The 21,079-nt window shown below is 65.1% G+C and carries 18 protein-coding genes, 1 tRNA gene and 1 rRNA gene; 12 read left to right on the top strand and 8 right to left on the bottom strand.

All coding sequences use genetic code 11. The features are described from left to right. The first annotated feature begins 16 nt into the window (after window positions 1-16). Together rrf and C3418_RS09665 are read left to right on the top strand one after the other, a co-directional pair. Window positions 17-131 (top strand): 5S ribosomal RNA (gene rrf / locus C3418_RS09670). A gap of 97 nt (window positions 132-228) precedes the next feature. Beyond that, a tRNA-Asp gene (locus C3418_RS09665) sits at window positions 229-305 on the top strand. A gap of 277 nt (window positions 306-582) precedes the next feature. On the opposite strand, the gene C3418_RS09655 is transcribed toward C3418_RS09665, so the two are convergent. Continuing rightward, window positions 583-915: a cupin domain-containing protein gene (locus C3418_RS09655; RefSeq protein ID WP_010675945.1), complete on the bottom strand. Its 333-nt coding sequence runs from the start codon at window positions 913-915 to the stop codon at window positions 583-585. A gap of 206 nt (window positions 916-1,121) precedes the next feature. On the opposite strand from C3418_RS09655, the gene C3418_RS09650 reads away from it, so the two are divergent. The 4 genes from C3418_RS09650 to dhaM all read left to right on the top strand — a co-directional run bounded on the left by C3418_RS09650 (window position 1,122) and on the right by dhaM (window position 5,136). Beyond that, window positions 1,122-2,480, top strand: a complete 1,359-nt coding sequence (locus C3418_RS09650; protein WP_010675944.1) for an NCS2 family permease — start codon at window positions 1,122-1,124, stop codon at window positions 2,478-2,480. 228 nt (window positions 2,481-2,708) lie between these two features. Beyond that, window positions 2,709-3,779, top strand: coding sequence for a dihydroxyacetone kinase subunit DhaK (dhaK, locus tag C3418_RS09645; protein WP_103858361.1), 1,071 nt, complete (start codon window positions 2,709-2,711; stop codon window positions 3,777-3,779). A gap of 9 nt (window positions 3,780-3,788) precedes the next feature. Next, entirely contained in the window at window positions 3,789-4,418 is a 630-nt protein-coding gene (dhaL, locus tag C3418_RS09640) for a dihydroxyacetone kinase subunit DhaL (RefSeq protein ID WP_005306235.1), read from the top strand. A 1-nt stretch (window position 4,419) separates the two neighbouring features. Then, window positions 4,420-5,136, top strand: a complete 717-nt coding sequence (gene dhaM / locus C3418_RS09635; RefSeq protein ID WP_103858360.1) for a dihydroxyacetone kinase phosphoryl donor subunit DhaM — start codon at window positions 4,420-4,422, stop codon at window positions 5,134-5,136. 60 nt (window positions 5,137-5,196) lie between these two features. Here dhaM and dhaR read toward each other — a convergent pair whose 3' ends face one another. Together dhaR and C3418_RS09625 are read right to left on the bottom strand one after the other, a co-directional pair. Beyond that, window positions 5,197-7,098, bottom strand: coding sequence for a dihydroxyacetone kinase operon transcriptional regulator DhaR (gene dhaR / locus C3418_RS09630; RefSeq protein WP_103858362.1), 1,902 nt, complete (start codon window positions 7,096-7,098; stop codon window positions 5,197-5,199). A gap of 72 nt (window positions 7,099-7,170) precedes the next feature. Then, a complete protein-coding gene (locus C3418_RS09625) occupies window positions 7,171-8,064 on the bottom strand; it encodes a LysR family transcriptional regulator (protein ID WP_103858359.1) in 894 nt (297 codons plus the stop codon). A gap of 116 nt (window positions 8,065-8,180) precedes the next feature. Here C3418_RS09625 and C3418_RS09620 point away from each other — a divergent pair, with 116 nt between their 5' ends. The 4 genes from C3418_RS09620 (at window position 8,181) to C3418_RS09605 (ending at window position 12,521) form a co-directional block, all read left to right on the top strand. Beyond that, window positions 8,181-9,233 (top strand): agmatine/peptidylarginine deiminase, encoded by a 1,053-nt coding sequence (locus C3418_RS09620; protein WP_103858358.1) that lies wholly within the window; start codon window positions 8,181-8,183, stop codon window positions 9,231-9,233. A 132-nt stretch (window positions 9,234-9,365) separates the two neighbouring features. Next, window positions 9,366-10,265: an N-carbamoylputrescine amidase gene (gene aguB, locus C3418_RS09615; RefSeq protein WP_103858357.1), complete on the top strand. Its 900-nt coding sequence runs from the start codon at window positions 9,366-9,368 to the stop codon at window positions 10,263-10,265. Further along, entirely contained in the window at window positions 10,262-11,383 is a 1,122-nt protein-coding gene (locus C3418_RS09610) for an extracellular solute-binding protein (RefSeq protein ID WP_103858356.1), read from the top strand. The genes aguB and C3418_RS09610 overlap by 4 nt, the downstream gene beginning before the upstream one ends. Before the next feature lie 16 nt (window positions 11,384-11,399). Continuing rightward, window positions 11,400-12,521 (top strand): agmatine/peptidylarginine deiminase, encoded by a 1,122-nt coding sequence (locus tag C3418_RS09605; RefSeq protein ID WP_103858355.1) that lies wholly within the window; start codon window positions 11,400-11,402, stop codon window positions 12,519-12,521. Between the two features lie 90 nt (window positions 12,522-12,611). Here the strand turns inward: C3418_RS09605 and C3418_RS09600 are convergent, their stop codons facing one another. The 3 genes from C3418_RS09600 to C3418_RS09590 form a co-directional block, all read right to left on the bottom strand. Further along, window positions 12,612-13,316 (bottom strand): SDR family oxidoreductase, encoded by a 705-nt coding sequence (locus tag C3418_RS09600; protein ID WP_042864806.1) that lies wholly within the window; start codon window positions 13,314-13,316, stop codon window positions 12,612-12,614. 365 nt (window positions 13,317-13,681) lie between these two features. Further along, a complete protein-coding gene (ydiK, locus tag C3418_RS09595) occupies window positions 13,682-14,767 on the bottom strand; it encodes an AI-2E family transporter YdiK (protein WP_164884708.1) in 1,086 nt (361 codons plus the stop codon). A gap of 9 nt (window positions 14,768-14,776) precedes the next feature. Beyond that, window positions 14,777-16,153, bottom strand: coding sequence for a phosphatase PAP2 family protein (locus C3418_RS09590; protein ID WP_103858353.1), 1,377 nt, complete (start codon window positions 16,151-16,153; stop codon window positions 14,777-14,779). A 172-nt stretch (window positions 16,154-16,325) separates the two neighbouring features. Here C3418_RS09590 and C3418_RS09585 point away from each other — a divergent pair, with 172 nt between their 5' ends. Beyond that, on the top strand, window positions 16,326-16,703 hold the full coding sequence (locus tag C3418_RS09585) for a hypothetical protein (RefSeq protein WP_010675931.1): 378 nt from the start codon (window positions 16,326-16,328) through the stop codon (window positions 16,701-16,703). Window positions 16,704-16,783: 80 nt separating this feature from the next. Here C3418_RS09585 and C3418_RS09580 read toward each other — a convergent pair whose 3' ends face one another. Then, window positions 16,784-18,085, bottom strand: coding sequence for a hypothetical protein (locus tag C3418_RS09580; protein ID WP_103858352.1), 1,302 nt, complete (start codon window positions 18,083-18,085; stop codon window positions 16,784-16,786). Window positions 18,086-18,304: 219 nt separating this feature from the next. On the opposite strand from C3418_RS09580, the gene C3418_RS09575 reads away from it, so the two are divergent. Continuing rightward, entirely contained in the window at window positions 18,305-18,622 is a 318-nt protein-coding gene (locus C3418_RS09575) for a YnjH family protein (RefSeq protein WP_103858351.1), read from the top strand. Window positions 18,623-19,517: 895 nt separating this feature from the next. Here the strand turns inward: C3418_RS09575 and C3418_RS09570 are convergent. Beyond that, on the bottom strand, window positions 19,518-20,966 hold the full coding sequence (locus tag C3418_RS09570) for a catalase (protein WP_103858350.1): 1,449 nt from the start codon (window positions 20,964-20,966) through the stop codon (window positions 19,518-19,520). Window positions 20,967-21,079: the final 113 nt, after the last annotated feature.

Below are 21,079 nucleotides of genomic sequence, written 5' to 3'. Positions count from 1 at the left end.
AGATTGAAGATTTTTGCCTGGCGGCAATAGCGCAGTGGAACCACCTGACCCCATGCCGAACTCAGAAGTGAAACGCTGTAGCGCCGATGGTAGTGTGGCATTCGCCATGCGAGAGTAGGACACTGCCAGGCACCCAATTAAACGGTGATGTGAAGAATCACATGACTGGCTGCGAGGATGACACCTCAGAATAAGCGGCAAAAGATTTAGCGAAAGCTAACCGAATGCGGAGCGGTAGTTCAGTCGGTTAGAATACCGGCCTGTCACGCCGGGGGTCGCGGGTTCGAGTCCCGTCCGCTCCGCCACTAAATTGAAAGGCCTTCCCTGACGGGAAGGCCTTTTTGCTTTCTGGCGTCTGGATAAGAGATTAGGGAACAAGAGGCAACCACCAGGGCTGCGACTTGCCACTGGCAACTCGATCCTGCTCTGTTGTCCCTTGTGCTTGAGCCGGATTTTGTCCGTCCCTGCGTCCGTTATGCCACTAACAAGAAGCCCAGTCGACAGACTGGGCTTTTTTTCGTCTCCACGGTCTCCTCTTCGATCTTCGCAGCAGAAGCATTGCCTTCTTGAGCCGTGAGCTTGCTAGTAATAGACGCAGAGCCAGACGGTTGTCTCGGTCGGATGGGTCCACTCCACCCTGTGCTGAAGGTGCGCCGGGATGTTGATGTAATCCCCCGGCCCCAGATGGACGCGTTCCTGTACCCCGGTATCCGGTGTGATGAAGACCAGGATGGCCTCTCCCTGCACCAGCAATACCCATTCGTGTTCATCCTGATCGAACCACTCTCCGGTAGGGGTCTGCTGCCCCTGGGAGAGAATGCGCTCGATACGAACATTGTTGGTACTGACCAGATCCGCGAACACTTCACTGGGCAGGGGGGAGGGGATCTGGCCAAGCAGGTTGCCTGTGTGCATGGGCTTCTCTCCGGTAGATGGGAACGTGGCTAGCTAAGAGTGTAGAAGCTTGGGATGGGCCGCTCTCATGGAAAATGAGGCCTCCAACGAGCCCTTTTATGAAAAACTTCGGGGAAATGGGGGCTTATCCGCTGCAATCTCGCCAAATTCTTGCTATTTTGCGCGCCAGCAAGCAAACGATTTCCTTCACACTTTCAGGATGAACTATGGCAACGCAACAAACGACGGCCCGCGCCGGCAATGGCGGGTTTCTGGATTCCTATTTCTCCATCAGCCAGCGTGGCAGCACGGTGCGACAGGAGCTGCTGGCCGGGTTGACCACCTTCCTGGCGATGGTCTACAGCATCATCGTCGTGCCGAACATGCTGGGCGCAGCCGGTTTTGAGCAGGGCCCGGTGTTTGTGGCGACCTGTCTGATCGCCGCCTTCGGCTCCCTGCTGATGGGGCTCTGGGCCAAGCTGCCGATGGCCATCGGTTGTGCCATCTCTCTCACCGCCTTTACCGCCTTCAGCCTGGTGCTGGGTCAGGGGCTGAGCATTCCGGTCGCGCTGGGCGCCATCTTCCTGATGGGAGTGCTGTTCACCCTGATCAGCGTCACCGGCGTGCGCCAGTGGATCCTGGACAACCTCCCCTCCGGCATCGCCCACGGTACCGGCATCGGTATCGGCCTGTTCCTGCTGCTGATCGCCACCAACGGGGTCGGCATGGTGATCAAGAATGAAGGAGCGGGCCTGCCGGTGCAGCTCGGCGAGATCACCGCCTTCCCGGTCATCATGACGGTGCTGGGTCTGGCTGCCATCTTCGGCCTGGAGCGCCGCAAGGTGCCGGGCGGCATCCTGATGGTGATCATCGCCATCTCCATCCTCGGCCTCATCTTTGATCCGAAAGTGACCTGGCAGGGCTTCTTCGCCATGCCGAGCCTGAGTGGCGAGAATGGCTCCCTGGTGGGCAGCATGGATCTGCTGGGCGCCCTCAATCCGGTGGTGATTCCGACCGTGTTGGCGCTGGTGATGACCGCCGTGTTTGACGCCACCGGCACCATCCGTGCCGTGGCCGGTCAGGCTGGCCTCATCAACGAGCGTGGTCACATCATCAGCGGTGGCAAGGCCCTGACTGCGGACTCCGTCAGCAGTATGGTGGCGGGCGTGGTAGGTGGTGCTCCGGCAGCCGTCTACATCGAATCTGCCGCAGGGACCGCTGCCGGCGGCAAGACAGGTCTGACCGCCACTCTGGTCGGCGTGCTCTTCCTGCTGATGATCTTCCTCTCTCCGCTGAGCTATCTGGTACCGGCCTACGCCACCGCACCGGCCCTGATGTATGTGGGCCTGCTGATGCTGGGCAACGTCACCAAGCTGGACTTCAACGACTCGGTCGATGCCCTCTCCGGCATGCTGTGCGCCGTCTTCATCGTGCTCACCTGCAACATCGTCACCGGCATCATGCTGGGCTTCGTGGCCCTGGTGGTCGGCCGCCTGTTTGCCGCCGAGTGGAAGAAGCTCAACATCGGCACCGTCATCATCGCCGTGGCCCTGGTGATCTTCTACGCCGGTGGCTGGGCCATCTAATCTTCACACTATCGAGAAGGGCCCTGCGGGGCCCTTTTTCATGGCTGTGAGGCGGCTAACACTTTCCCGGATCTTCCCCATCCGCTCGTTTCAGATTGAAACGTCAGGCTTTGTTTGCTGTTTCAGATCCGAACTGAAACCCCTGTCATTTTTATCCCCCTATGGCTCGCTAGACTGGCTGCATCAACCATCTGTCCACCCGTGTGGTGGCAAGCCAAGGAGTGAGCCATGAAGAAGCTGATCAATGCTGTCGATGCCGTGGTCCGTGAACAACTGATGGGGATGGCCGCCGCCCACCCCGAGCTCAAGGTGCGAATCGAACCCCACTACATCACCCGCGCCGACGCCCCCGTGACGGGCAAGGTGGCGCTGGTTTCCGGTGGCGGCAGCGGCCACGAGCCCATGCACGGTGGCCTGGTGGGCAAAGGAATGCTGGATGGTGCCTGCCCCGGCGAGATCTTCACGTCCCCGACCCCGGATCAGATGTACGAGTGCGGTCAGGCCGTCGACGGCGGCGCGGGCGTGCTGTTTCTGGTGAAGAACTACACCGGCGACGTGCTCAACTTCGAGACCGCGGTCGAGCTGCTGCACGGTGACGGGGTCAAGGTGGGCTTCGCCCTCATCGATGACGACGTGGCGGTGAAGGACAGCCTCTACACCGCTGGCCGCCGTGGGGTTGCCACGACAGTGCTGTGCGAGAAGCTGGTCGGTGCCGCCGCCGAGGCGGGCTACGATCTGGCGCGCTGCGAGGCGCTGGCCCGCCGGATCAACAACCAAAGCCGCACCATAGGCGTGGCCATGCACGCCTGCACCGTCCCTGCTGCGGGCAAGCCCTCCTTCACCCTGGCGGACAACGAGGTGGAGTTCGGCGTGGGCATTCACGGTGAACCCGGCATTGAGCGCCGTCCCTTCACCGACCTCAACGCCCTGGTGGACGACATGTTCAAGGAGCTGACCGACAACAGCCCCTATGGCCGCACCCTGCGCCACTGGGACAGAGCCACCGGCTGCTGGCAGGAAGAACACACCTTTATCGAACCGCTCAATGGGGGTGACCGGGTCATCGTCCTGGTCAACAGCCTCGGCGGCACCCCCATCTCCGAGCTCTACGGCGTCTATGGTCGCCTCGCCACCCTGTGCGAAGAGGCGGGCATCCATCTGGTGCGCAACCTCATCGGCCCCTACTGTACCTCTCTCGACATGACCGGCATCTCCATCACCCTGCTCAAGGTGGATGACGAGCTGATGACCCTGTGGGATGCCCCCGTTCACACCCCCGCCATGCGGCGCGGCTGCTGAGGAATATTCATGTTAAGCAAGCATCAGATCGTCAACTGGCTGCTCGACTGCGAGCACATCTTCACCGAGCAGCGTGACTACCTCACGGCGCTGGATACCGACATCGGCGACGGCGATCACGGCCTCAACATGCAGCGCGGCTTTGCCAAGGTGGCGGAGAAGCTGCCCGCGGTGGCGGACAAGGACATCGGCCAGGTGCTCAAAACCACCGGCATGACGTTGCTCTCCTCGGTCGGTGGCGCCAGCGGACCCCTCTACGGCACCTTCTTCATCCGGGCCGCGGCCAGCAGCGATGCCTGCCAGAGCCTGACCCTCGGCCAGCTCGGCAAGATGCTGAGCGACGGGGTGGAGGGGATCGTCTCCCGCGGCCGCGCCGAGCCGGGTGACAAGACCATGTGCGACGCCTGGTGGCCCGCTCTGGCCGCCCTGCAGCAGGCGGAACAACAGGGCCTGCCGCTCCCCGAGGCGCTGGACAAGGCGGTGGCAGCCGCTGCAGCCGGCACCGAGGCCACCATCCAGATGCAGGCCCGCAAGGGGCGCGCCAGCTATCTTGGCGAGCGCAGCATCGGCCATCAGGATGCGGGGGCCACCTCGACCCTGCTGCTACTGACCGCCCTGCGTGACAGAGCGAGGTTGTGACATGATCGGCATCGTAGTTGTCTCTCACAGCGCCATGCTGGCAGCCGGCTTGAAAGCCCTGGCCGACCAGCTCGGTAGCCCGGCCCGATTGCTGCTGGCGGCCGGGGTCGATGACCCCGCCCATCCCATCGGCACCGACGCCATCGCCGTGATGAGTGCGATGGAAGAGGCGGATGACGGCAGCGGGGTGCTGGTGCTGATGGACTTGGGCAGCGCCCTCCTGAGCGCCGAGACCGCCCTCGAGCTGCTGCCCCCCGAGCTGAGCGCCCGGGTGCGGCTCAGCCCCGCCCCGTTGGTCGAGGGCACTCTGGCCGCCGTGGTGGCCGCTGGCGCAGGCCTGACGCTGGACGAGGTCGCCGCCGAGGCGCTTGGCGCCCTGGGCCCGAAACAGGGAATGCTGCCTGCCAGTGCGGCGCAGGCTACCACGGAGGCAGCCCCCGTTGCCGACGACGGCTGGCTGCGCTGCGAGGTGGTGGTGGAGAATCCCCACGGCCTGCATGTGCGCCCCGCCGCCCGACTGGTCGCGGCACTCAAGCCCTTTGCCGCTGAACTCAGGCTGCAAAAGGGGGAGAAAGAGGCGAATCCCCGCAGCCTGAGCCGGCTCGCGATGCTCGATGTGCGCCAGGGGGACAGGCTCATCCTGCTGGCGCGAGGGGAGGATGCCGGGGCGGCGCTGAGCTGCTTCCAGCAACTGGCGCAGGATCGCTTCGGCGACTGAAACATTCCCCCATCCGGGCCCCGTCACGACGGGGCCCGCTTTTTTTGAGGGGCGTTCTGGTCAGTGGTGGTAGTCGGCGGGATCGATGTCGAGCAGTTTGAGCCGCCGCCAGAGGGTGGTGCGGCTGATCCCGAGCTGGCGCGCCATCTGGCTGACCTGGCCATTGCTGGCACGGGCGGCCCGCAGGATCGCCTGATGCTCCAGCTCCGCCAGTGTGAGCAGCGGCTGCCCCACCACCTCGTCCACCAGCAGGCAATGGCCCTGGCGGATGGCGGCCGGGAGCGCCCGGGGCGGGATCTGTGCCTCACTGCAATGAAGCTGGGCGTACTCGATGGCGCTGCGCAGCTCCCCCAGGTTGCCGGGCCAGGGGTAGGCCAGCAGGCAGTCGAGGGCGTCAGGGGTGAACTGGCGCCCCGGCTCGCCCCCCTGCACCGTCAGGTGCTGGCGGATGAGTCCGGGCAGATCGGCGCGGCGCTCCCGCAGGCTCGGCAGCCAGAGTTCGCACCCTTGCAGCGCATAGAGCAGCTGGCGACCGAATTCTCCCTCCTGCACCCGCTGCTCCAGCGGGGCGCTGCTGGTCGCGATGATCCTCACCCTGAGGGGCAGGATGCGGGCGGAGTCGAAGCGCTGGATGCGCCCCGTCTTGAGCAGTTGCAACAAGGCGGCCTGCATGGGGGCGGGCAGGCACTCCACCTGCTCCAGCACTAGCGTGCCACCGTGAGCCAGCTCGAACTTGCCGGCCCGCTCCTGCCCCGCCTCGTCGGACCCCATGAGTTCCAGCGCCATCCGCTCCCTCGGCCATGCCTGGCAGTTGAAGATGACCAGGGGGCCGGCGGCTCGCTCGCTGCCAAAGTGGATGGCCTCCGCCAGCTGGGCCTTGCCCACCTCCTCCTCCCCTCGCAGCAGGACGGGGCCCTGTCCCCTGGCCGCCTGGCGGGCGTGGCGCAGCAGTTTGCGCATGGCGCTCGACTCCCCCACCAGGGCGGAGAGCTCGGGCACCGTCTGGCGCAATTGATGAATGGCGCGCAATCGATCGGTGGGATGGAGCAGGACGATGAAGCTGACCCCGTCCGGCCCCGGGAGGGGCTTGAGGCTCACCAGGGCGTCGATGAAGGCCTCGCCCCGGGTCTCTCGCCGCTCCAGCATCACCTCCACATGGCTCAGGGGGGTCATCTCCGCGATGGCCAGACGCAGGCGCTGGGGCATCAGCAGATGGTGATCGAGGGGCTGACCCAGGCAGACAGCCGGGTCGAGTTGCAGCCGACTGGCCGCCAGGGCGTTGAGGTAGCGCAGCCGCCCCTGGGGATCCCAGGCCAGCACGCCGTCTTCCATGCCATCCAGCAGGGCATAGAGCTCGCTCAAGTGGTGCTGGGACTCCTGCATCAGGCGCTCCATCTGCAGCAGATTGGCCAGCTCACGGCCGGCGCTGACGGTGAGCGCGAGATCCCCCGGTGCTGCCTCTTCCACCCGGCAGATCAGGGCCACGATCGCCACCTGGCGACCGGTGCTGTTGTAGACAGGGCTGGCACAGCAGTGCCAGGGGTGGAGACGCTGGTTGAAGTGCTGGGGGCCGCTGACGCAGAGCGGCACCCCCTCCAGGGCCGCCAGGTTGACGGCATTGGTGCCGATGCGTCCCTCGCTGAAAAACGCGCCTGGGCCAAAACCGAGTGCCGCCAGCGCCTGCAGGGTATCGGGGTGGCCGGTCCGGGCCAGCAGGCAACCGCTCTCGTCGGTGAGCAGCAGGGCGCAGGGGCGCCCCTCCATGAACTCGTAGAGATCCTCCAGCGCCATCTCGCCGGTGGTGAGCAGGTCCCGCTTGCGCTGGCGCAGGCTCTCCAGGGTCTGCCCTCTGGCGCAGTGGGGAGGATACCAGAGGGACGCGCTGGTCTGGTGGGCACAGCGCAGCCAGGAGGCCTGCAGGTGCTCGGGCCAGGACGAGAGGGGCTGGGGAACGGATGGCATGGTCACGGCGATATCCGGCAAGAGGGAAGGGGCCATTTAATCACCCTTGCCGCCCCGATTCAGTGACCGCTCTCAGAGTGTCGCGTCCTGGTCCCGGGTGACGGCCTCTGCGGCAAACTGCTGCTGGAGCCATTGGCTCACCGCCCGGCACTGGGGGCTGCCTTCGCTCTCCTGATGGATCAGCATGTTCCAGTTCGGCCCGGCCACCCGGTGGGATGAGAGGGGCAGCAGCCACCCCTGTCGGCGTGCGTCGCGAGAGAGCAGCTCGCTCGCCAGCGCTACCCCGAGCCCGGCGCTGGCCGCATCCTGCAACAAGCCGGGATCGGAGAAGTTGAGCCCCTGGGTCTGCAGGTGCAGATCGTCGCCGCCCTTGAGGGTCCAGTGGTGCCAGTCCATCTCCCGCTCCCCGTGCAGGGTGGTGCGCTCCTGCGCGGGCTGTGCCAGCACGGCCGGGCTCGCCACCGGCAGCAGCCGATCCGCCAGCAGCGGCTGATGGCGGCATTCCGCCTGGGGAGCCAGCCCCCAGCGCAGCGAAATGTCGATGGTCTGCTCGGCCATGTTCGGCGTGTCGTCGCTGGTGAACAGCCAGAGATCGATGCCCGGATGCTGGGTGTGAAGGTCGGCCAGCCGGGGCAGCAGCCAGAGGCGGGCGATGGTGGTGCTGGTGTTGAGCACAAGCTGGTTCGGCTTGCGGTACTGCTCGAGGCGCTGTATTCCCACCGCCAGTTGCAGCAGCACCTGCTGGGTCGTCTCCAGCAGATCCTGGCCCGCGTCGGTCAGGGCGACGGAACGTCCCTGGCGGTGAAACAGAGGCTGGCCAAGCAGCTCCTCCAGCGAGCGGATCTGCTGACTGATGGCAGACTGGGTGAGGTGCAGCTCCTGGGCCGCCTGATGAAAGCTGCCGAGCCTGGCCGCCGCCTCGAAGCCGCGCAGCACGTTGAGAGGGGGCCAGTGTTTGAACATCATTGATTAGCTCCGCTTATCACTTTTATCGAAAATCGATCGTTTGTTACCCAACAGCGGGGAGAATAGTCTATTCCCATCGTCAATAACCTTAATAGTACCTAATCAGAGAGGCTGAGATGCGCGAGCAGGGAATGAGGGCTGCGGGCTGGTTCATGCCAGCGGAGTGGTGCCGGCACGCGGCGACCTGGATGGTCTGGCCGCACAACAAGGCGCTGTGGGAAAACGGCTGGGGCGTAACCCTGCCCCAGGTCCAGCAGGACTTCGCCCGGGTGGTCAATGCCATCGCCCGCTTCGAACCGGTGAACCTGGTGGTGGATCCCGCCGCACAGGCGGAGGCTCGCACCCTGTGCGGCGACGGGGTGCGCTTCATTCCCCTGCCGGTGGATGACAGTTGGTGCCGTGACTCCGGCCCCACCTTCATCTGCCATCCCGAGCTTGGCACCGCCGGGATCAGCTGGCGTTTCAACGCCTGGGGCGGCAAGTCGGCCCACGGTCTGGATGAGGGGCTGGCGCGACGCGTTCTCAACAGCCTGGAGCTGGAGTGCATCGGCAGCTTCCTCGCCAACGAAGGGGGCGCCATCCATGTGGATGGGGAGGGCACCCTGATCACCACGGAGTCGGTGCTGCTCAACAGCAACCGCAACCCCGGCATGACCAAAGTGGAGATCGAACGGATCTTCAGCCGCCTGCTCGGCATCGAGAAGACTATCTGGCTGCCGGGGGATCCGGACCACGTCACCGGCGACATGACGGACGGTCATGTGGACGGGGTCTGCGCCTTCAGCCGCCCCGGCCACCTGCTGGTGGATGCCACCCTGGACGGGAACTCCACCTATGGCCGCGTGGTGCGGGAGAACCGCCGAGCCCTGGCCCTGGCCACCGATGCGAGAGGTCGCTCCTTCGAGTGCCTCGAGCTGTTCGAGGCGAGCGAGGCGGTGGACGCCGAGGCGGAGGTGTTCTGCGCCTCCTACACCAACTTCTACCTCGCCAACGGCGCCATCATCATGCCCGCCTACGGCGTAGGCGCGGACGAGGCGGCGGGGGAGGTGCTGAGGCGCGCCTTCCCGAACAGGCAGCTGGTGCCGGTGCGCATCAACCAGTTGGCCCACGGCGGGGGCGGCATTCACTGCATCACCCAGCAGCAGCCGGCCTGGCCGGTGCAGGGGTAAGCGTTTGGAGCGGCCTCGTCAGGCGTCTGCGAGGCCTCATGACGGGATCAGGGAGGAGAGATTCATGAACAAGGTCGTCGCAACCATGCAGTTTGCCTGTCAGTGGGAACGCGTGTCAGGGAGGGTATCCGGATGAGCAAGATCGTTGTCGCCACCACACAATTCGCTTGCAGCTGGGAGCTGGAGCGCAATCTGGACACAGCGGAGAGCCTGGTACGGGACGCCGCCGCCAGGGGGGCCAACCTGGTGCTGTTGCAGGAGCTCTTCGCCACCCCCTATTTCTGCATCGAGCAATACCACGGCCATCTGGCGCTGGCGGAGTCGTTCGAGCAGAGCCGGGTGCTGCGCCGCTTCTCGGCCCTGGCGCGGGAGCTGGGGGTGGTGTTGCCCATCAGCTGGTTCGAGCGCGCGGGCAATGCCTACTTCAACTCCCTGGCGATGGCGGATGCGGATGGTCGCCTGCTCGGGGTCTATCGCAAGACCCATATCCCGAACGCCATCGGCTATCAGGAGAAGGAGTATTTCAGCCCGGGGGATACGGGGTTTCGGGTCTGGGACACGGCCGCTGGCCGCATCGGGGTCGGCATCTGCTGGGATCAGTGGTTCCCGGAGGCGGCCCGCGCCATGGCGCTGCAGGGGGCCGAGCTGCTGCTCTATCCCACCGCCATCGGCTCGGAGCCGGGGGCAGAGGGGCTCGATTCCCGGGATCACTGGCAGCTGACCCAGCGCGGCCATGCCGCCGCCAACATCATGCCGGTGATCGCCGCCAACCGGGTGGGCCACGAGGTGGCGACCCGGGATCCCGCGTTGCAGATGCGCTTCTATGGCTCCTCCTTCATCACGGATCACAAGGGGGCCCTGCTGGCCGAGGCGGACAGGGATACCCCGGGCGTGCTGGTGCGGGAGCTGGATCTCGCCGCCATGGCCGAGGAGCGGCTGGCCTGGGGCATCTATCGAGATCGCCGCCCCGAGATGTATGGCGCCTTGCTGAGCCTGGATGGGCAGGGCCAGCGGGGAGGGCGTCCATCATGAGCGCCTTGACCAAGATAGCCACGGCACTGGCCCTGCTGCTGGGTCTGGGGGCCCAGGCCGCAGAAGGGGCGGGGGAGGCGACAGAGGAGAAGGTGCTGCGCCTCTACAACTGGTCCGATTATTTCGCCCCCGATACCCTGAGCGAATTCACCCGGGAGACCGGGATCCGGGTCATCTACGACGTGATGGACAGCAGCGAGACCCTGGAGGCCAAGCTGATGGCGGGTCGCAGCGGGTATGACCTCATCTTCCCGGGGGACACGGTGGCGGAGCGGCTGATGCGGGCGGGCAGCCTGCAGCCCCTCGACAAGGGCAAGCTGCAACACCTGGGGGACATAGACCCCGGCCTGGCGCGGTTGCAGCAGGCCTATCCCCATGCGAAGGAGGCCGTGGTGCCCTACACCTGGGGCACCATAGGGCTCACCTACAATGCGGACGCTATCAAGCAGAGGATGCCGGATGCCCCGGTGAACAGCCTGGACATGCTGTTCAAGCCCGAGCTGGCGGCGAAATTTGCAGATTGCGGCATCTCGGTCATCGACTCCCCGGACGAGGTGCTGGCGGTGGTGCTGCACTATCTTGGGCGGGATCCCCGCAGCGGCAAGGCGGACGATCTGGAGGCGGCCCTGGCCCTGCTCAAGGGGATCAAGCCCTATATCCGCAAGTTCCAGTCCCAGCCGGTGACCCAGCTGGTGAACGGGGATCTCTGTCTCTCCCTGGGCTACAGCGGTGACATGACCCAGGCCAGGCGCGCCGCCGCCGAGGCGGGCAAGCGGGTCGACTTCGAATACCGATTGCCGAAGGAGGGGAGCACCATCTGGATGGACACCATGGCGATCCCGGCGGATGCCCCCCATCCTGACTATGACTATGACTATGCCTATGCCTTTATCAACTTCGTGATGCGCCCGGCCAACATGGCAGCCATCACCAACAGCACCGGCTATCCGACTGCCAGTGCCAAGGCCAGACCCATGGTGGATGCCACCATGACGGCCAACCCGGATATCTACCTGGACGAGGCCAGCTACCAGCGGCTCATTCCGGGTCAGGATATAGCACAATCCCAGATGCGTGCCCGCATGCGAGCCTGGACTCGCTTCAAGAGCAGCCTCTGAACCCAGGAGTAGAACGATGTTTTCCCGACGCCACGTATTGAAACAACTGGTCGCCCTCGGCGCCATTGCCGGGTTTGGCAGCCTGCCCGGTGCCCGCGCGGCCTTCGCCGCCAGCGAACCCGGCGCCGCTGCTCGCTACCACATGCCGGAGGAGTCCTCCCCCCAGGCCCTGGTGTGGGTGGCCTTCGGGGCCACCAGCGAGATCTGGGGTCGCCACTACAAGGAGGTGCAGGCCACCATAGGGCGGCTGGTGCAGGCCATGGTGCCCTACACCCGGGTCAACGTGCTCTGCCACGAGGATGACGAGGCGCTGGCGCGCCAGTTATGCGGCGAGCGCAACACCCACTTCGTCCACGCCGAGATGGATGACATCTGGCTGCGGGATACCGGCGGCGTCTTCGTGCAGGACGAGCAGGGAGGGCTCGGGCTGGTGGACTTCAACTTCAACGGCTGGGGTGACAAGCAGGAGCACAGCCATGACGCCAGGGTCGCCGCCCTGGTGGGCCGGCAGACCGATGCCTATTACCTGCAGAGCGAGCTCATCGGTGAGGGGGGCGGCATCGAGGTGGATGGCAACGGCACCGCCATCATGACCGAGAGCAGCTGGATCAACAGCAACCGCAACCCCGGCCTCACCAAGGCGCAGGTGGAGGCGGAGCTCAAGGCCAACCTGGGGCTGCGCAAGATCATCTGGCTGCCGGGGATCAAGGGCAAGGACATCACGGATGCCCACGTGGACTTCTACGCCCGCTTCGTGCGCCCCGGGGTGGTGGTGATCAACATGGACAACGATCCCGACTCCTACGACTACAAGGTGACCCGCCAGCACCTCGCCATCCTGCAGCAGGCCACCGACGCCGACGGCAACAAGCTGGAGCTGCATCAGCTGCCGCCGCCCCTGGGCGGGCGGGACAACAAGTTCAGCCGCAGCCCGGACTTTGCCGCCGGTTACATCAACTACCTGCCCATCAACGGCGCCGTCATCGCTCCCCAGTTCGGGGATGCCAGGGCCGACCGCCATTGCCGGGATCTGCTGGCCCGCCTCTATCCGGGGCGCAAGATAGTGCAGATAGACATAGACCCGGTGGCGGCCGGGGGCGGCGGCATCCACTGCATCACCCTCCATCAACCTGCCTGATCTTACGCGCAGGCCGCCTCTGGCGGTGTGACGCAGGACAAGGGGCGCCTCGGCGCCCCTTGTCCTTGCTGGCGTTCCATGGCGCCTCGCTCATATCCCCGTCATGCCGATCTCGTCGAGCTGGACGTGAGGGGGTTGGCGCAGGGTGTAGAGCACGGCCTCGGCCAGATCCTCCACCTGCAGCCAACCGGGCTTGCGATCGCCCGGACAGGCCGGGGGCGGCACCTGCACCAGTCCGGGACAGAGGGTGTGGACCCGGATGCCCTGGTGCTGCACCTCTTCCCGCAGTGCCCGGGCGAACCCCAGGACCGCAAACTTGGCGGCGCAGTAGACGCTGGCCCTGGCATAGCCGTGCCTGGCGGCCTGGGAGGCGATGTTGATGACGGTGCCGTGGCGGTTTGCCAGCATGTCCGGCAGGCAGGCCCGGGTCAGCAGGAAGGTGCCCTTGGCACAGGTATCCATCACCCTGTCCCACTCCGATTCCGGCAGATCCTGCACCAGGTGGTCGCTGCCGACCCCGCTGTTGTTGATGAGCAGATCGACGGGGCCGAGCCGCTCCCGGATCCGGGCATGGCCGTCCCGCACCTGATCGCCGTCGCACACATCCAGCGCCAGTGCCATGACTCGCACCCCGTATCGCGCCTCCAGTCTGGCCGCTTCCTGCTCCAGCAGCCCCAGACGGCGGGAAGCCAGGATCAGCTCCACCCCCTGGCTTGCCAGGGCCTCGGCGATGGCCAGTCCGATGCCGCTGGCGCCGCCGCTGATGAGGGCCCGTGTTGCTCTCAGTTCGTTCATCTTGTCTTCTCCTCCAATGGTGCAGGCATTGTGGCGGGCGCCTTCGGCAGGGAACAGGGGAGGGGAAGGAGTGATTCGAACCCTGGTTCGTGTTTTGGCGTTCCGGTTCGAACTTTGGTTCTAAACGCCGCGACCAGCCGTCGGTTCGATTAGCCGTAAGGGGTAATCGGACGTTCGCGTAAATCAATTCTCCCGCTATAACAGCCATCCATATTTCCCTGCTGCAGATGCCGATGATTCATGGACACACCGGACAGCGGCATCTCGATCGTCCGATTACGCTTCGCTAATCGAACCTACATGGGACGGTAATAAACAAAAGAGCCGCCCTGGGGCGGCTCTTTGCATCGGGGATGAATGAATCGTCACGGCGCCTTGGGCGGCTCCACCAGAGCGCTCGCCGGTTGGTCATCTTCCTTGATCCAGGCATCCAGCAGGGTGTAGCCCACCGCCAGCACCACGGGGCCGATGAAGAGACCGATGATCCCCATGGCCAGCAAGCCGCCGATGACCCCCACCAGGATCAGGATCAGCGGCAGATCGGCCCCGCGCTTGATGAGGAAGGGGCGCAGGAAGTTGTCCATGGTGCCCGCCAGCAGGGACCAGACCAGCAGGAAGGTGCCCCAGGTGGTGTCCCCGCTCCAGTAGAGGTAGCCGACGCTAGCCAGCAGTACCGGGAAGGGGCCTATCTGGGCGACGATCAGCAGGAACATCAGCACCACCAGCACCATGACATAGGGAATGCCGGCGATGAGCAGGCCCAGGCCCGCCACCGAGGATTGCACCAGGGCGGTCACCACCACCCCCATGGCGACGGCACGGATGGCCTGGGAGGCGAGCACCACCGCATTGTCACCGCGCTGGCCCGCCAGACGGTGGGCGAAGCGGCGAATGCCTTCTGCCGCCTTCTCTCCCGAGTGGTAGAGCAGGCCGCAGATGGCCACGGTCAGCAGGAAGTGGACGAACAGCAGGCCGAGGTTGCCCGCCTGGGCCGCCAGCCAGCGGGCGGTCTGGCCGAAGTAGGGGGCCAGCTTGGTGAACAGTACCTGGCCGCCGCTCGCCAGGATCTGCTGCCAGAAGTCGTAGAGCTTGTCGCCCACCAGGGGCACTTGCTGCAACCAGAGCAGCTCGGGGGGCGGGGATTGGCTGAGCTCGGTGCCCAGCTCGATGAGCATGGGGGCCTTCTCCGCCACGTTGGCCAGCGTCATGAAGAGGGGAATGACGAAGATGAGCAGCAAGATGCTGGTCATCAGCAAGGCCGCCAGGGTGCGCTTGCCCCACAGCAGGCGCTGGGCCATCTGCATCAGGGGCCAGGTGGCGATGGTGATCATGGTCGACCACACCAGGGCGGGCAGGAAGGGGCGCAAGACCATGAAGCACGAGATGATGAGCAGGCTGAGGAACAGCAAGCCCAGGGTGATCTTGGCCAAATCCACTTTTTTCATATTCATGGCATTCCCTTAACGAGGGGTTGAGCGCCCGGTTCGGGCACCGTGACGGATAGCGGACAACGACCACCAGAGCCCGGCGCTGAGCCAGAACCCCAGGCCGCCAAAGAGCCACCCTTGTCCCGCGAGGATCAGCAGAGAGCTGCTGGTGAGCGCGGGCACCAGGAACAGGAGCCCTGCCACGACCAGTCCCCCTGCCAGGGTCAGCAGCGCGGCGGGCAGGGCGGGGGTGGGGCTCCGTTCGAGTGATAGCAGATTACCCGATACCAGCCCCAGGGTGAACATGGCAAGCCCGGCCAGGGCGGTGGACTGGGTGAGCCAGGCCGAGAGGGCGCTGGCGATGAGCACCCCGGCCCAGGGGAGCGGGCGTGCCGCCAGCTTCGCCAGCGTGGCGCGCAGTGCCAGCAGCAGGGCCCCCAGAGCAAGGCCGGCCACCACATCCGAGAGGAAGTGGACCCCCAGCCAGACCCGGGCCAGCCCGGCCACGCCGGCCAGCAACAGGGCCAGCAGGGCCCCCTGCCATGCCCGCAGCGCCGGCAGCCAACCAAGCAGCAGGCCCCAGTAGAGCAGGGTCGAGGCGGCGTGGCCGCTCGGCATGCCGAAGCCCTGGGCACTCTGGCGGGCCAGCTCGGGTTGCAGGTGGAAGGGCCTGGGCCAGCCGATGCCGGCCTTGAGCAGGTTCACCACCAGGGTGAGCAGCACCATGGCAAACAGCAGGTGGCGCAGCCTGGACCAGCCGAGCAGGGGCAGCAGCAAGGGCAGCAGCGCCAGCTGGAAGGGGGCCGAGCCCAGCAGATTGCCCGCCCTGGGCCAGAGCGCATCCGGCCCTAGCCACCGTTGCAGGCGCTGGTTCAGTGGCAACTCGGCGCGGTGCAGCGCACTGGCCGCGTCGCTGAAATCCGTCACCCACAGCACCTGGCTCTCGGGCACCTCGGCCAGCCTCGGGGCTATCCAGTCGAGCTGCGCCGGGAAGCGACGCTGGTCAGGGGGCAGGTCGGCGGCCGCGATCAGCCTGGCGTTCAGGATCTCGCCACCGAGATCCGGGGCCTGGAGCAAGGAGACAAACCCCGTCCCTCGCTGGACCCGCAGGGGCTCCAGGGTCTGGCAGGCGAACACCCTGGCCCGTTGCCAGCGCCCCAGCTCGCCGGTGACGCGACCCTGGAGGCCGGTCTCCTCGAACAGCTCGCGCAGGGCCGCCTGCTCCGGAGTCTCCCCCCTGTCGATGTAACCGCCGCTCAGGCTGTAGCGCGAGGAGAGCCTGTCCTGCACCAGCAGGATCCCTTGCTGGTGGCGGATCACGCAGGCGGCCGCAGAGGGAGGGGATTCGGCGCGGGAGGCGGGCAGGGCACAGCCCAGCAACAGCAGCAGGCAGAAGACGACTCGAAACATGATGACACCCAGGGGCAAGGAGTGGGGACAAGGGTCACAGAAATCAGACGGCCGGGCAATGGCTTGCAGGGGGCACCGACCCTGTGGGGGACGCAAGGATTGCCGTCTGCGCGGGCAGTCCCTAGTATTGGCGGCTATTGTTCTTCTCATTCACTACATTGTGGGGCTCTTCATGCGACAGTTCGGTTTCTTTCTGGGGATTGCCATCGGCGTCATCCTGATACTGTTTGGCAGCATCGTCATCTTCCAGGCCCTGCCTGCGGCGCTGGACGTGCTGGAGATGCCGAGCCGGATCCCCTTCGTGCGCGAGGTGTATACCTGGCTGATGAGCAGCGCCAACGGGCTCACCGCCCAGCTGGAGCAGAACTTCCTGGAGGCCTTCCAGACGGTGCTCAAGCTGATCCTGCTCATCACCTTCATGTGGGTCTGCGTCAAGCTGGTCAACATGGGGGTGCTGATCATCCGGGCCGGCGTCGACCTTATCCGCACCGCCATCGAGCACAGCGAAGAGAAGGGTGCCAAGCCCACCGAGCAGGACCGCCATTTCTGATCTTCCCCTGCCACGGGTCAGATAAACAACAGGCCATCATGTGATGGCCTGTTTTTATGGTGGCATGACGCTTAAAAAAGTCAGTTAAGCAGTTTTTCCAGCTCCGCTTCGGCATCCGCCCTGGCCTGATCGCTCAGGGTGCCGGAAGTCGCTTCCCGCTTCTCGCCCTGTTGCTGCACCGCCTTGGCGGCTTGTTGCTGCGCCGTGGTTGCGGCACTGATGGCCGCTGCGCTGCTGACGGCCTGCTTGGCGCTGTCGCTCGCCGCCTTGGTGGCTTGTTGCTGCGCTGTGGTTGCGGCACTGATGGTCGCGGCACTGCTGACGGCCTGCTTGGCGCTGTCGCTCACCGCCTTGACGGATTGTTGCTGCGCCGTGGTTGCGGCACTGCTGGCGGCCTGCTTGGCGCTGTCGCTCACCGCCTTGGCGGCTTGCTGCTGCGCCGTGGTGGCGGCACTGATGGCGGCGGCACTGCTGGCAGCCTGCTTGGCGCTGTCACTTACCGCCTTGGCGGCTTGTTGCTGCGCTGTGGTTGCAGCACTGATGGTCGCTGCGCTGCTGGCGGCCTGTTTGGCGGTGTCGCTCACCGCCTTTTCGGCTTGCTGCTGCGCCGTGGTTGCGGCACTGATGGCGGCGGCACTGCTGGCGGCCTGCTTGGCGCTGTCGCTCACCGCCTTGGCGGTTTGCTGCTGCGCCGTGGTGGCGGCACTGATGGTCGCTGCGCTGCTGGCGGCCTGTTTGGCCGAGTCGCTCGCCGCCTTGGTCGCTTGTTGCTGCGCCGTGGTGGCGGCACTGCCGATCACCTGTCTGGTGGAGTCGGACAGGGCCTTGCTGGCGCTCTGTTGCAGGCCCCCCATCATGGTGCCCAGCAGAGAACTGCCCGCGCCCGTGAGCCCCTGACCGGCACCGGTCAGGGCCGTGGCGGCCGGGGTGGCCTGGGACTGCCAGCCCTGCATGGCGCTGGGCCAGGTCGGGGTGGCGGCCGTCAGGTTTTCCCCGAAGACCTGGGTCGCCCCGTCACCTTTTTGCACCATGACGGCGAGCTGGTTGGTGTCGGCGTTCCAGACCATGCCGGCCTGCTTGGCTACGTCCGGCACGGGGGCGTAGCGGGAGACCACGTAAAAGAGCGGTCCCTCCTGTTGCAGCTCGTCGGCGGTCTTGAGCAGCTGCATGGTGCTCTCGTAGTTGGGCCCCAGCATGGCGGTCATTCTGTCCTTGATCAGCGGTTGCTCGAACAGGTTGGCCTCGTTCGGATCGAAACCGACCAGCGGCTTGAGCAGGGCCCACATCAGCTGGCTGGTGGGGCTCATCATCAGCAGGGGGGCGACACAGGCGGACAACATCAGGCTCAGGCAGGCAGCCTTGAGCAACGGCATGATACGCATTGACAACATATCCAGTTAATTATCTGATTATTAAGGGTTATTCATTACCGCATCCCGGCGATGCCGGTGGGGGCCCACGGCAGCGCCCTGACAGGCCTTTGCGGGCGCAGGCAGGCTATCATATTGCTTCCGGAATGCCAGATGAGCCGACATTTATTGGTCAAGTCGAGGGCTCTGCTGGTCGCTTTACACTTTCACTCCCCCGTGACAGGAATTCCCATGATCCGTTGTGCAGGTTGTCTGCTGGCCCTTGGCTGGCTCTTCCCCGCGTTGGCTGCCCCGGCGTCCAACACCCTCAGCCACTCGGTGGGCACCGAGCTGGTGCTGCCCCTTGGTTCGCTGCCCGAGCGGGTGTGCTGGTATCAGGATCAGAAATACTCCCAGGGGGCCCGCATCCAGCAGGGGGATCTCTGGCTGGAGTGCGGGCCGCAACAGGTGATGGAGACCAATGGTCCCCTGATCTGGCGAGAGGTGACGACGCCGTCACAGAGTGGTGAACCGGAGGACAACCAGCGGACGATCCGGGTAGGCCAGTGAGCCTTTTCTTGATCCAGCTACAGACACGGGCGTGATCTCTATCGCATAATGCGGCTCTTTCTTCTCTTGACTGGGATCTAAGCAATGGCTCGTCGCTCTTCCAATGCACAACGTCGTCGCAGTAGCTGGTGGTACAAACGCTTGTTGGCAAGGGAGCGGGAAGAGCGCGAAGCGCGTTCCGTCCGGGATTGATACCGCATTGAAATCGGAGCCTCGGGCTCCGTTTTTATTGGTGACTAAACGTGCATTACCGCAGGCAGGTTTATTACCACAGGTGGATAATGATGCCGCTCTGTCAGTGCACAACGTCGTTGCCGTCGTGAGCTGGCGGTACAACCCCTTGTTGGCAAGGGAGGGAAGCGCGCGAGGGCGCTGCGTCCGGGATGGATACGGCATGGAAGAACGGAGCCTCGGGCTCCGTTTTTATTGGTGAATATAAGTGCATTACCACAGGCAGGTTTATTACCACAGGTGGATAATGATGCCGCTCTGCCAGTGCACAACGTCGTTGCCGCCGTGAGCTGGCGGTGCAAATCCTTGTTGGCAAGGGAGGGAAGCGCGAGGGTGCTGCGTCCGGGATGGATACGGCATGGAAAGACGGAGCCTCGGGCTCCGTTTTTATTGGTGACTAAAAGTGCATTACCACAGACAGGTTTATTACCACAGGTGGATAATGGTGCCGCTCTGCCAGTGCACAACGTCGTTGCCGCCGTGAGCTGGCGGTACAAACCCTTGTTGGCAAGGGAGGGAAGCGCGCGAGGGCGCTGCGTCCGGGATGGATACGGCATGGAAAAACGGAGCCCTGGGCTGCGTTTTTCATTCATCAAGACCGTCATGCGAGAACGGGGGCCATCAGGCCCCCGTTTTGCTTTTGCAGAGGTTGGCTGCCTGCGACTCAGCGCTGCAGGGCGGCCAGGGCCAGCTCGACCCGTTTGGCGTACTCGGGGTCGGCCTGCTCGAAGTGCCTGAGCTGGGCCGCGACGATGGCGTCATCCTCCACATTGATGAGGGAGCGGGCCAGGTTGGCGGCGAGGCGGGCGCGCTGTCCCTCGTCCATCAGGCGGAAGAGATCCCCCGGCTGGCTGTAGTAGTCGCTGTCGTAGTCACGAAAATCGTAGTGCAGGGCAGCCCCTTCCAGACTCAGGGCCGGTTCGTGCTGCTCGCTCGGCTGCTGGGTGCCGAAGCGGTTTGGCTGGTAGTTGGGGCTGGCACCACCGTTGCTGTCGGCCCGCATGGCGCCGTCGCGGTGGGCGCCGTGGTGGAACGGGCAGCGCGGGGCGTTGACCGGCAGCAGGCCGTGGTTGACGCCGAGGCGGTAGCGCTGGGTGTCACCGTAGGAGAAGAGCCGCCCCTGCAACATGCGATCCGGCGAGAAGCCGATGCCGGGCACCACGTTGGCCGGGGTGAAGGCGGCCTGCTCCACGTGGGCGAAGTAGTTGTCCGGGTTCTGGTTGAGCTCCAGCACGCCCACCGGGATGAGCGGGTAGTCCTTGTGGGGCCACACCTTGGTGAGATCGAACGGGTGGATCGAGTAGGTCTGGGCCTTGGCCTCTGGCATCACCTGCACATAGACCTTCCAGCGCGGGAAGTCCCCCCGCTCGATGGCGTTGAACAGATCTGCCTGGCTGGTCTCTCTGTCCTGACCGACGGCGGTGGCCGCCTCTTCATCGGTGTAGAAGCGGTGGCCCTGCTCGGTCTTGAAGTGGAACTTGACCCAGAAGCGCTCGTTGGCCGAGTTGATGAAGCTGAAGGTGTGGCTGCCGTAGCCGTTCATCTCCCGCAGGCTCCTGGGGATGCCGCGATCGCTGAAGAGGATGGTGACCTGGTGCAGGGATTCCGGGTGGCGTGACCAGAAGTCCCAGGCGGCGGTGGCGCTGCGCAGGTTGGTGCGGGGATCCCGCTTCTGGGTGTGGATGAAGTCGGGGAATTTCAGGGGATCGCGGATGAAAAAGACCGGGGTGTTGTTGCCCACCAGATCCCAGTTGCCCTGCTCGGTGTAGAACTTGAGGGCGAAGCCGCGCACGTCGCGCTCTGCGTCGGCGGCCCCCTTCTCGCCGGCCACGGTGGAGAAGCGCAGGAACACCGGGGTCTGCTTGCCGACGGCGTTGAACAGGTCGGCCTTGCTGAAGGCGCTGATGTCGTGGGTCACGGTGAAGGTGCCGTAGGCGCCCGAGCCTTTGGCGTGCACCACCCGCTCGGGAATGCGCTCGCGGTCGAAGTGGGCGAGTTTCTCCATCAACCAGATGTCTTGCATCAGGATGGGGCCGCGGGGGCCGGCGGTGAGGCTGTTGTTGTTGTCGACGACGGGGGCGCCGTTGGCGCTGCGCAGGGTCTTGTCGGTCATGGCAGGTCTCCTTGTGATGAGTCGCCAGACTAGGGGAAGTGGGGGAGCGGCTCCAATGGAGTGTGCCTAACCCTTTGATTGGTTTCGCTGATGGGGGTGGAAACAGACGCCAG

The sequence above is a fragment of the Aeromonas sp. ASNIH8 genome (assembly GCF_002919855.1).
GTDB lineage: Bacteria > Pseudomonadota > Gammaproteobacteria > Enterobacterales > Aeromonadaceae > Aeromonas > Aeromonas caviae.
The sequence above is the reverse complement of the archived record's forward strand: the minus strand, read 5'-3'. Positions and strand labels throughout refer to the sequence as shown.